The organism is Trinickia sp. (assembly GCF_051961175.1).
Taxonomy (GTDB): Bacteria; Pseudomonadota; Gammaproteobacteria; order Burkholderiales; family Burkholderiaceae; genus Trinickia.
The window spans coordinates 1-10,120 of record NZ_JBQCDN010000284.1 but is presented as its reverse complement, the minus strand read 5'-3'; the positions used below and the strand labels follow the sequence as shown (position 1 = coordinate 10,120).

10 protein-coding genes and 1 pseudogene are annotated in these 10,120 nt (G+C 63.9%); 4 read left to right on the top strand and 7 right to left on the bottom strand.

The window, feature by feature from the left end:
• Window positions 1–215 precede the first annotated feature (215 nt).
• The 5 genes from lptB to kdsD are packed head-to-tail and all read right to left on the bottom strand — an operon-like array spanning window position 216 to window position 3,848.
• Window positions 216–1,016, bottom strand: a complete 801-nt coding sequence (gene lptB / locus ACTHL0_RS17115; protein WP_440568008.1) for an LPS export ABC transporter ATP-binding protein — start codon at window positions 1,014–1,016, stop codon at window positions 216–218.
• Window positions 1,017–1,018: 2 nt separating this feature from the next.
• The gene (gene lptA / locus ACTHL0_RS17110) at window positions 1,019–1,678 is read right to left on the bottom strand and encodes a lipopolysaccharide transport periplasmic protein LptA (protein WP_440568007.1); all 660 of its coding nucleotides are present in this window, start codon (window positions 1,676–1,678) and stop codon (window positions 1,019–1,021) included.
• A 30-nt stretch (window positions 1,679–1,708) separates the two neighbouring features.
• Window positions 1,709–2,323: an LPS export ABC transporter periplasmic protein LptC gene (lptC, locus tag ACTHL0_RS17105; RefSeq protein ID WP_440568006.1), complete on the bottom strand. Its 615-nt coding sequence runs from the start codon at window positions 2,321–2,323 to the stop codon at window positions 1,709–1,711.
• Window positions 2,320–2,865, bottom strand: a complete 546-nt coding sequence (locus ACTHL0_RS17100) for a KdsC family phosphatase (RefSeq protein WP_440568005.1) — start codon at window positions 2,863–2,865, stop codon at window positions 2,320–2,322. Before ACTHL0_RS17100 ends, lptC begins: the two co-directional genes overlap by 4 nt.
• The gene (gene kdsD / locus ACTHL0_RS17095) at window positions 2,865–3,848 is read right to left on the bottom strand and encodes an arabinose 5-phosphate isomerase KdsD (RefSeq protein WP_440568004.1); all 984 of its coding nucleotides are present in this window, start codon (window positions 3,846–3,848) and stop codon (window positions 2,865–2,867) included. Before kdsD ends, ACTHL0_RS17100 begins: the two co-directional genes overlap by 1 nt.
• A gap of 152 nt (window positions 3,849–4,000) precedes the next feature.
• On the opposite strand from kdsD, the gene ACTHL0_RS17090 reads away from it, so the two are divergent.
• From ACTHL0_RS17090 to purU, 4 genes are all read left to right on the top strand, one after another.
• The gene (locus tag ACTHL0_RS17090; RefSeq protein WP_440568003.1) at window positions 4,001–6,004 is read left to right on the top strand and encodes a cation:proton antiporter domain-containing protein; all 2,004 of its coding nucleotides are present in this window, start codon (window positions 4,001–4,003) and stop codon (window positions 6,002–6,004) included.
• Between the two features lie 91 nt (window positions 6,005–6,095).
• Window positions 6,096–6,662: an adenine phosphoribosyltransferase gene (locus ACTHL0_RS17085; protein WP_440568002.1), complete on the top strand. Its 567-nt coding sequence runs from the start codon at window positions 6,096–6,098 to the stop codon at window positions 6,660–6,662.
• A 91-nt stretch (window positions 6,663–6,753) separates the two neighbouring features.
• Window positions 6,754–7,608, top strand: coding sequence for a DUF4743 domain-containing protein (locus tag ACTHL0_RS17080; RefSeq protein ID WP_440568001.1), 855 nt, complete (start codon window positions 6,754–6,756; stop codon window positions 7,606–7,608).
• 40 nt (window positions 7,609–7,648) lie between these two features.
• A complete protein-coding gene (gene purU, locus ACTHL0_RS17075) occupies window positions 7,649–8,518 on the top strand; it encodes a formyltetrahydrofolate deformylase (RefSeq protein ID WP_440568000.1) in 870 nt (289 codons plus the stop codon).
• Between the two features lie 10 nt (window positions 8,519–8,528).
• Here purU and ACTHL0_RS17070 read toward each other — a convergent pair whose 3' ends face one another.
• On the bottom strand, window positions 8,529–9,614 hold the full coding sequence (locus tag ACTHL0_RS17070; RefSeq protein WP_440567999.1) for an AI-2E family transporter: 1,086 nt from the start codon (window positions 9,612–9,614) through the stop codon (window positions 8,529–8,531).
• Between the two features lie 83 nt (window positions 9,615–9,697).
• Window positions 9,698–10,120: pseudogene (locus tag ACTHL0_RS17065) on the bottom strand (excinuclease ABC subunit UvrA); the annotation flags it as partial.

Sequence of the window (10,120 nt, the reverse complement as noted above, 5' to 3'; positions counted from 1 at the left end):
GCAATCGGATCGACTGCTGCAGTTGCGGGGTCAACGCAAGATGCTGCGATAGGCGGAGTTGGAGGCTGGCTTTCATGGCAATGTGTCTTTCATTGTAGAGACTTTGCCACGCGCCGGGAACCTCGCGGCGACCGATGATGCGCGGCGGTGCTGCGGCGCACCGCGGCCGCTTACGCTGATTGCGTAAAAATTGCGCTGTCCCGGGGCTCCGGACCTTACATGCGGAAGTGCTCGCCGAGATAGACGCGCCGCACGCTCTCGTTTTCGACGATTTCATGCGGGGCGCCCGCCGCCAGGACGGAGCCGTCGCTAATGATATAGGCGTGATCGCAGATCCCGAGCGTTTCGCGCACGTTGTGATCGGTGATCAAGACGCCGATATTGCGCTGCTTGAGAAATTTGACGATCTTCTGAATTTCGAGCACGGCGATCGGATCGACGCCCGCGAACGGTTCGTCGAGCAGAATGAAGCTCGGGTTGGTGGCGAGGGCACGGGCGATTTCGACGCGGCGGCGCTCGCCGCCCGACAGCGATAGGGCCGGGTTTTCCCGCAGATGCGCCACTTGCAGTTCATCGAGCAGTGCGTTCGTACGTGCTTCGATCACCGATTTCGTGAGCCGCTTACCTTCGTCGTCGTGCTGCAATTCGAGCACGGCGCGGATATTTTCTTCCACGCTCAGCTTGCGGAACACCGAAGCTTCCTGCGGCAGGTACGACAAGCCTAGCGCCGCGCGCTTGTGAATCGGCAGCAGGCTGATGGACTTGCCGTCGAGCACGATTTCGCCCGCGTCGAGCGGCACGAGCCCCACGATCATGTAAAACGACGTGGTCTTGCCCGCGCCGTTCGGCCCGAGCAGGCCCACCACCTCGCCGCTTTTGACATCGAGCGAGACGTCCTTGACGACGGTGCGCGACCCATAGCGCTTCTTCAGATTGCGCACGGCGAGCGAACTGCTTGCCCGCACGGGCTCGCTGGTGGGCGCTGCGGCAGCCGTCGCGTCCGTGATCGATAGCATATTCACTGCGTTCCGTTTCCTTGAATCGACGGCGCCGGGGCCAGCTTGGCGGGCGCCCCGTTCAGAGGCGCGGGGGCGCCGTTGCGCGGCGAAAGCATCGCGCGCACGCGGCCGGTCGGGTTGCCGGGCCCGGCCACATCCTTGCCTGCACGCGCCGTGTAGAAGTCGTTTTGGCCGTCGTACGTGACGACGCTGCCGTGCACCTGATCCATCACCGTCGTGAGCCCTTGCAAGCGGCGGACCGTGGCGTTCGTGGTGAGCGTGGTCAAATCCTTCTTGCCATCGTAATCGATTCGCTCGGCCGTGCCCTCGACGTATTCGTCGACACCCTCGCGCTTCTGATGGAAATAGGCCAGATCCTTGCTGCCCGGCGCCATCGTGCCGGTTGCATATTGATAGCCTTCCGGGTCCTGGCGCACGTCCACACGGTCGGCTTTGATCAGGATCGTGCCCTTTGTGGCGACGACATGGCCTGTGAACACCGTGACCTGTTTCAAATCGTCGTAGGTCATGTTGTCGGCGTCGATGTTCATCGGCTTGTCCTTATCGGCCTGTTCGGCGTGGGCCGCGGGCCCGAACGCGAGGCACGTGAACAGGACGAGCGCCGCCGCCAGGCCGATTCGCGCCGGCCGGCGTCCGCTAAGAGAGAACGATTCGTTCATGCAGTCACGCTATGAAAGGATGGAACCCGATCACTTCGAGCCGGCGCCGGGTGTACCGCCGCCATGCATGTCCGAAGCCGCGATGTTGCCCCGGACTTTGCCGAAAAGCTGCATCACGCGGGTGACATTGTTGTAGTTCATGGCATTTGCCGTCGCGATGGACGGGCCGCGCCGCAGTTTAACCGGGTTTTTCGACTCGATCACATCGTCGTTGACGAACACGCGGAAGTGAGACGAATCGGCTTGCATTTCCGGGTCGCCGGCCCCGGCTGCGCGCAGGATGCGCGCGTTGTCGTATAAATCGACGATCGAGGCATCGCCGTTGACCGTGCCGCGATCGCCAGTGGCCGTCACGATCGGCCTGCCCGGCTGGAACGCGCGGATCGCCGGACGCGTGAGATCGCTGTTCTCGTCGTCCTCATAATGCACCATCTTGGTGGCCGTCAGCCGATATTGCGTCGCGCCCGACTGGTCGAGCTCCGACACGGAAAAGTTATCGGCGAAGTAATCGGGCGTGTGCGTCTTCGCGCTGGCTTCGTCGCGCGCGGCCGGCGGCCGCGTGGCCTGCAACAGCCAATAGGTGCCGCCTGCCAGCGCCGCCAGGGCGATCAGCGACAACAGCGACGCGAGGCGCGAACCGTTCATGCGCGTGGCGCTCCGCAGGCGGCCGCGAGCAGCGCGTCATAGCGGTGCTGAGCGCGCAGGATCGCATCGCACACTTCGCGCGCCGCGCCTTGCCCCCCGCGCGCTTCCGAGACCCAATGGGCGCGGGCGATGACTTCGGGATGCGCATTGGCCGGCGCGGCCGCGAACCCGCAGCGCGTCAACACGCCCAGATCGGGCCAGTCGTCGCCCATGTAGCCGCATTGCTCGGCGGTCACATCCGCTTCGCGCATCAGATCGGCGAACGCTTCGATCTTATCGGCGGCGCCTTGATAGATATGCGAAACGCGCAGTTCCTGCGCACGTGCGAGCACGATGTCGGAGCGGCGGCCCGTGATGATCGCCGTTCGAATGCCCGCTTCGCCGAGCAGCTTCAGGCCGTGACCGTCCATCGAATTGAACGACTTCATGGTGTCGCCGGCAGCCGTGAACATCAGGCTGCCGTCGGTCAGCACGCCGTCGACATCGAAAATCATCAGCTTGACGCGGCTCGCGCGTTCGCTTGCCGTGAGAGGCGCGGCCATCAGATCACCTTCTTCGAGAACAGATCGTGCATGTTGAGTGCGCCGATCAGCTTGCCGTCGGGATCGACGACGAGCATTTGATTGATGCGGTGACGCTCCATCAATTCGACGGCTTCGACGGCCAGATGATCGGGGCCGATCGAGCGCGGGGCGCGCGTCATGACCGCTCCGATCGGCAAATCGCGGCAATCGCCCGTGCGCTCGAGCACGCGGCGCAGATCGCCATCGGTGAAGATGCCTTCGACATGGCCGAGCTCGTCGACGATCGCGGTCATGCCCATGCGTTTCGCCGTCAATTGGAACAGGGCGTCGCGCACGCTTGCGCTGGCGCCTACCTTCGGCAGTTGATCGCCGGTGCGCATGACGTCGCGCACATAAGTGAGCAAGCGCCGCCCAAGCGCGCCGCCCGGATGCGAGCGGGCGAAATCGTCGGCGCCGAAGCCGCGCGCATCGAGCACCGCCATGGCCAGCGCATCGCCGAGCGCCAGCACGGCCGTCGTGCTGGCCGTGGGGGCGAGATCGAGCGGACACGCTTCCTTCTTCACGCCAGCGTTCAAATGGACGTCGGAGAGTTTCGCGAGCGTCGATTCGGGGCGGCCGGTCATGGCGATCAGCTTCGCGCCGAGCCGCTTGACGAGCGGCAGGATCGCGACGAGCTCTTCCGATTCGCCGGAATTCGAGAGCGCGATGAAGACGTCGTCCTGCGTGACCATGCCGAGATCGCCGTGGCTCGCTTCCGCGGGGTGCACGAAGAACGCGGGTGTGCCCGTGCTCGCGAGCGTCGCGGCGAGCTTGCGGGCGATGTGGCCGGATTTGCCGATGCCGGATACGACGACGCGGCCGCGGCAATTCAGAAGAAAGTCGACGGCTGCGACAAAGCGCTCGTCGACTTGATCTCGAAGTCCGCGCACGGCGTCTGCTTCGATGTCCAGGACTTCCCGGGCGAGCGCCAATGCCCGGTCGCCATTGATGTTCGCTATCATTCGCCGGAGTATAGCAAAGGCGTTGTTCGCCGCGCCGGGCCACGCCTCGCGCGTGGTGTCCTCCCAGCCGCTTTCCGGCTCCAACACTCGAATGCGCGGCGCGCTTCTCGCGCGTGGCGTGCGTTCCGCTGACGAACGAGGACGCTCAATACGTGATTTCTCCGCTCGAGATGACGCTCTTCCTGCTGCTGGCGTCAGTGGTGGGCGTCGTGCTGTTCCGCTCGTTGAATCTGCCGCCGATGCTCGGCTACCTGACCGTCGGGATCATCGTCGGGCCGCATGCGCTCGGCCTCGCGCCCGATTCCGAGCGCGCGCAGAATCTCGCGGAGTTCGGCGTCGTCTTCCTCATGTTCTCGATCGGGCTCGAGTTCTCTCTCGCCAAGCTGCGGGCGATGCGCACGCTCGTGTTCGGGCTCGGGCTGCTGCAAGTGATCGGCACCGTGGGGGTGTCGGTGCTCGTCGGGCAGCTGCTCGAACGCTGGATGCACGTGACCTGGCAAGGCAGCATCGCGCTCGGCGGCGCGCTGGCCATGTCCTCCACGGCTATCGTCAGCAAGATGCTCGCGGAGCGGCTGGAGATAGAAACCGAGCACGGACGCAACATTTTCGGCGTGCTGCTGTTTCAGGATTTGGCCGTCGTGCCGCTGCTCATCGTGATCGCGGCGCTCGGCGGCGATACGCACGATCTGCCGATGACGCTCGGCGTCGCGGCGTTCAAGATCGTCGTGGCGCTCTCTTTGCTGCTGTTCGTCGGCCAGCGGTTCATGACGCGCTGGTTCAATGTCGTCGCCCGGCGGCGCTCGCAGGAACTGTTCGTCCTGAATCTGCTGCTTGTCACGCTTGGCGCCGCGTTCATCACCGATAAGTTCGGGCTCTCGCTCGCGCTCGGTGCGTTCATCGCCGGGATGTTGATCGCCGAGACGCCGTACCGGCATCAAGTGGAAGAGGACATCAAGCCGTTTCGCGACGTGCTGCTCGGCCTGTTCTTCGTGACGACGGGCATGCTGCTCGATCCGCGCGTGCTCATCGCGCATCCGCTGCTCGTACTCGCGTTTCTGATCGCGCCTGTCGTGCTCAAGATCGTCATGGTGACGGGCCTCGCGCGATTGTTCGGCGCGACGCCGGGCGTCGCGATGCGTACCGGCATCGGGCTGGCGCAAGCCGGCGAGTTCGGGTTCGTGCTGATCAATCTGATCCTCGACAAGCATCTCGTCGACGCCGAGATGCTGCAGGCCATCCTGGCCGCGATGCTGCTGTCGATGCTCGCCGCGCCGTTCATGATTCAAAACGCCGACCGCATCGTGCTGCGGCTTTCTTCGACGGAATGGATGCACCAGTCGCTGCAGATGACACGCATCGCCACGCAAAGCCTGCGGCAAAACGCCCACGTTATCGTGTGCGGCTATGGCCGTTCCGGGCAAAACCTGGCGCGCATGCTCGAGCACGAAGGGCTCTCCTACGTCGCACTCGATCTGGATCCCGATCGCGTCAACGCGGCGGCGGCGGCCGGCGAATCCGTCGTATTCGGCGATGCGGCGCGGCGCGAATCGCTCGTATCCGCCGGGATCCATCGGGCCGCGGCGGTGGCCGTCACCTACGCGAACACGCCCTCGGCGTTGCGCGTCCTGCATCACGTGCACGAACTCGAACCGGCGCTGCCCGTCATCGTGCGTACGGTCGACGATGCCGATCTGGAAAAGCTGCTCGCGGCCGGTGCGACGGAAGTCATTCCCGAGATCGTCGAGGGCAGCCTCATGCTCGCATCGCATACGCTCGTGCTGATGGGCGTGCCGATGCGGCGCGTGGTGCGGCGCGTGGAGGAAATGCGCGACGCGCGCTACAGCCTGCTGCGCGGCTACTTCCACGGCGCCGACGATCCGGGCGACGAGGACGGCCATGATCAGGTACGGCTACAATCGGTGGCGGTCGATGGCAATGCCGACGCCGTCGGACGGACACTCGACGAACTCGGGCTCGCTTCGATGGGTGTCGAGGTCACGGCAATCCGACGCCACGGCATCCGCGGCGTCGAGCCCGGCCCCGAGACGAAACTGCGGGAAGCCGACATCCTCGTGCTGCGCGGGCTGCCAGAGGCGCTCGCGCTGGCCGAGGAGCGGTTATTGCGCAGCCGCCGAGCCAGCTTTCAGGCCAGCTGAGACGCCGCGCGGGCCACCGAATCATCGAACGTTCCTGTAACACGACCTGCTCGCTCGTTGCGCGAGCGAATCACTGCCAGCGGAGAATTTCATGTCCCATGCGCCCGCGGATGCGCCCCTTGACGCCCCCGCGTTCATCAAGAGCCAAATTCGCACTGTCCCCGATTGGCCACTGCCCGGCGTGCAGTTTCGCGACATTACGCCGCTGCTGCAGCGGCCCAAGACGCTGCGCGTGCTCATCGATCTTTTTATCGAGCGCTATGTCGAAGCGAAGCTCGACTATGTCGCGGGGCTCGACGCGCGCGGGTTTATCATCGCGCCGATCGTCGCATATGAACTCAATATCGGCTTCATTCCGATCCGCAAGATCGGCAAACTGCCCTACAAGACCGTGTCCGAATCGTACGCGCTCGAATACGGCACGGCCACGGTCGAAATCCATGAAGACGCCTGCCACGCGGGTGAGCGCGTCGTCATCGTCGACGACCTGATCGCGACGGGCGGCACGATGATGGCCGGCAAGAACCTGCTGGAGCGGCTGGGCGCCGTGGTGGTCGAGGGCGCTGCGATCGTCGATCTGCCCGATCTCGGCGGGTCGAAGCTGCTGCGCGAAAGCGGCCTGCCGCTTTACACGGTCACGGAGTTCTCCGGCCATTGATGGGCAATGCGAGGCGGGCGATGATCGACAAAACCGGTCGGCCCAACCCGTTGTTGCAAACCCGTTTTAAATTGCCCGCGCAAGGAGTGCTATGAGTTTGTCCTGCATCGCCAGTGCGCGCCGCTTCGAGCCACGCGCCCATCTGCCGTTGTCGATGGCCGCCGAGCAAGTCGGCTGGATCCGCGAAAGCGACGTGCCGTTGCTCGCGCAGTGGCCCGATGTCTTCGAGATCGACGCGGCGGGCGTCGCGCTAACGGCACGCTTCGATATCGACGCCAACACGCGTTCCACCGCGCTTGCCACCGTCATCGGCGCATTGGCCGGGCAGGGGCGTATCCGCGGCTGGCGCGACGAAACGTACGCGATCCGCAATACGTTCGAAGGTGCGCCGCTTGCATTCATCGAGCGCGCAGCCGCCCGCTTCTTCGGCACGATGACGTATGCGGTGCATCTGAACGGCATCGTAAAATATGCCGATCGCGCGCCGCAGCTCTGGGTCGCGCGTCGCAGCGAAACCAAGGCGACCGATCCGGGCATGCTCGACAATGTTGTCGCCGGCGGTATCGGATGGGGCTTTTCGATCGAGGAAACGATCGTCAAGGAATGTTGGGAAGAGGCGGGTATCGAGGCCGCGCTTGCCATGCGGGCCGAGGCCGGGCGCACGGTTCACGTGCTGCAATCGCTGCCCGAGGGCACGCAGGCCGAGCAAGTGTTCGTCTATGACTTGCCGCTGCCCGGCGATTTCGCGCCGCGCAATCAGGACGGCGAGGTGGGCGAGCACCGGCTCGCGCGCATCGACGAAGTCGCGCGGTGGATCGAAGACGGCAGCATGACGGTGGATGCCAGCCTGGCCACGCTCGATTGCATGCTGCGCCATCGCTGGATCGACGACGACGCATGCGTCGGCATCGAATCGCTTTTCTCCGCGCCGCTCGCCACGCGCTGAGCGCGGCGGCGCGAGTCCATTACAGGAGTTCATTGGTCATATGTCGATCCAACACAGCTTCATTTTGAAACTGTCGTGCCCCGATCGGCCCGGCATCGTGCACGCGGTATCGGGATTCCTTTTCGAGCGCGGTGCGAACATTCTCGATTCGGCGCAATTCGGCGATAGCCATACGGGCGAGTTCTTCATGCGCGTGCACTTCCAGCAAGTGGGCGGCGATCCGGGGCTCGAAGCGTTGCGCGAATCGTTCGCGCCGCTTGCTGCGGAGTTTTCGATGCGCAGCGAGATTCACGACGCAGCGCTGAAGCCGAAGGTCGTGATCATGGTGTCGAAGATCGGCCATTGCTTGAACGACTTGCTGTTCCGCTATCGCACAGGACAACTGCCGATCGAAATCCCTGCCATCATTTCGAACCACAAAGACTTCTATCAACTGGCCGCGAGCTACGACATCCCGTTCCATCATTTTCCGCTGTCGGAATCGACGGGTGCCGCGAAGGCCGCGCAAGAGGCGCGCGTGCTCGAGGTGATCGATCAGCACGGAGCCGATCTCGTCGTGCTCGCCCGCTACATGCAGGTGTTGTCGCCGAACCTGTGCGAACATCTGGCGGGCCGGGCGATCAATATCCACCACTCGTTCCTGCCGAGCTTCAAAGGCGCGAAGCCGTACTACCAGGCATTCGATCGCGGCGTGAAGCTGATCGGGGCGACGGCGCATTACGTCACGACCGATCTCGATGAAGGCCCGATCATCGAGCAGGAAGTGGAACGCGTCGATCACAGCATGACGCCCGATCAACTGACAGCGATCGGCCGAGATGTGGAATGCGTGACGCTCGCGCGTGCCGTGAAGTGGCACGTCGAGCATCGGATCGTGTTGAACGGAACGAAGACGGTCGTCTTCCGTTGAAGATGGCGCGCTAAATCAAACGCAGATAGATGAGTTCGCGTTTGATATAGGCGTAGAAGATCGGTGCGGCGATGAGGCCCGGCACGCCGGCTGCCGCCTCCATCACGAGCATGGCCAGGAGCAGCTCCCACGCGCGGGCTTCGATTTGCCCGCCGACGATCCGCGCATTCAAAAAGTATTCGAACTTGTGGATCAGCACGAGGAATACGAGCGAGGAAATCGCCGTGGGCAGGCTCACTGCCAGCGACACGGCGAGAATCAGCGTGTTGGAGATCAGATTGCCGATGACGGGCAACAGGCCGGCGATGAACGTGACGAGGACGAGCGTCTTCGATAGCGGCAGCCGCTCGTGAAAGATCGGCAGTGCGACGAGCAGATACAGCGCCGTGAAGACGGCGTTGATCGTAGAAATCTTCAACTGCGCAAACACGATACGCCGAAATGCATCGGAAAACCGCGCGGCGCGCGCGGCCAGGGCTGTCGAGAGCGGTAGGCGTTGGATATGCCGCTCGCTCGTGATCGCGATCAGCGCCCCGATGATCATGCCGAACAGTACGTGGCCGAAGCCGCGCGCGACGTTCTTGCCGCCCTGTTGCAGCTGGCTCATGTGCGTTTGCACGAGCATGCCGGCTTTTTCCTTCATCTGCGAGACATCGCCGGGCAGCATGGCTGAAAGCCATTCGGGCGCGCGCACGCGTGCCTGATCGACGATCTGCATCACTTGATCGAGCAGGTGCTGAATGTTCGGCACCGTGTGCTCGAAGTGCTCGACGATGCCGATCGCGAGCCCCGCCAGGCCGCCCACCACGACGCCCGCGATCACCACGACGGCGACCCAGCGGGCGCGCCCGCTCGACATGTGGCGCTCGATAGCGGGCGCGAGCGTATGAACGAGTTGATAGACAAGCATGCCGCCGAGCAGCGCGCCGAGCAGCTTGAAGTGCAGCACCGCCCACATTCCGAGTGCGGCCAACATATAGCTGCCGATTTCGACGGCAGATAGCTTCGGCAAGCTCATGTCGCTCGTGAGCCGGACGGGACGGGACCCAACCTCCCGGATGCGGGTATCGTCGGGGGCCTCGTTGCGCTTAGCCATGATATTCGTTGTCTCCTACTTACCAACCCATGCCGGGCGGCTTGGCATCCCACTACATGGCGAGCCGCCGCCCGTTGCCGTCATCACTGCCGCTCGAGCAGCGGTGCGAGATAGCGTCCCGTGAAACTGGCCTTCGATTTCGCGATCTGCTCTGGCGTGCCCTGAGCGATGATTTGCCCACCGCCCGCGCCGCCTTCGGGACCGAGATCGATCACCCAGTCCGCCGTTTTTATCACATCGAGATTATGCTCGATGATGACGACGGTATTGCCATGATCTCGCAACCGGTGGATGACTTCCAGCAGCAGCGCGATATCGTGGAAGTGCAGGCCGGTGGTGGGCTCGTCGAGGATATACAGCGTGCGGCCCGTGTCACGCTTGGAGAGCTCGAGCGAAAGCTTGACGCGCTGCGCCTCGCCGCCCGAGAGCGTCGTGGCCGATTGACCGAGGCGAATGTAGCCCAGGCCGACATCGAGCAGCGTCTTGAGCTTGCGCGCGATGACGGG

Excerpts from the sequence above, each read along its gene's own strand:
- lptB (WP_440568008.1), bottom strand. The coding sequence starts at position 1,016 with ATGCTATCGATCACGGACGCGACGGCTGCCGCAGCGCCCACCAGCGAG.
- lptA (WP_440568007.1), bottom strand. The coding sequence starts at position 1,678 with ATGAACGAATCGTTCTCTCTTAGCGGACGCCGGCCGGCGCGAATCGGC.
- lptC (WP_440568006.1), bottom strand. The coding sequence starts at position 2,323 with ATGAACGGTTCGCGCCTCGCGTCGCTGTTGTCGCTGATCGCCCTGGCG.
- ACTHL0_RS17100 (WP_440568005.1), bottom strand. The coding sequence starts at position 2,865 with ATGGCCGCGCCTCTCACGGCAAGCGAACGCGCGAGCCGCGTCAAGCTG.
- kdsD (WP_440568004.1), bottom strand. The coding sequence starts at position 3,848 with ATGATAGCGAACATCAATGGCGACCGGGCATTGGCGCTCGCCCGGGAA.
- ACTHL0_RS17085 (WP_440568002.1), top strand. The coding sequence starts at position 6,096 with ATGTCCCATGCGCCCGCGGATGCGCCCCTTGACGCCCCCGCGTTCATC.
- ACTHL0_RS17080 (WP_440568001.1), top strand. The coding sequence starts at position 6,754 with ATGAGTTTGTCCTGCATCGCCAGTGCGCGCCGCTTCGAGCCACGCGCC.
- purU (WP_440568000.1), top strand. The coding sequence starts at position 7,649 with ATGTCGATCCAACACAGCTTCATTTTGAAACTGTCGTGCCCCGATCGG.
- ACTHL0_RS17070 (WP_440567999.1), bottom strand. The coding sequence starts at position 9,614 with ATGGCTAAGCGCAACGAGGCCCCCGACGATACCCGCATCCGGGAGGTT.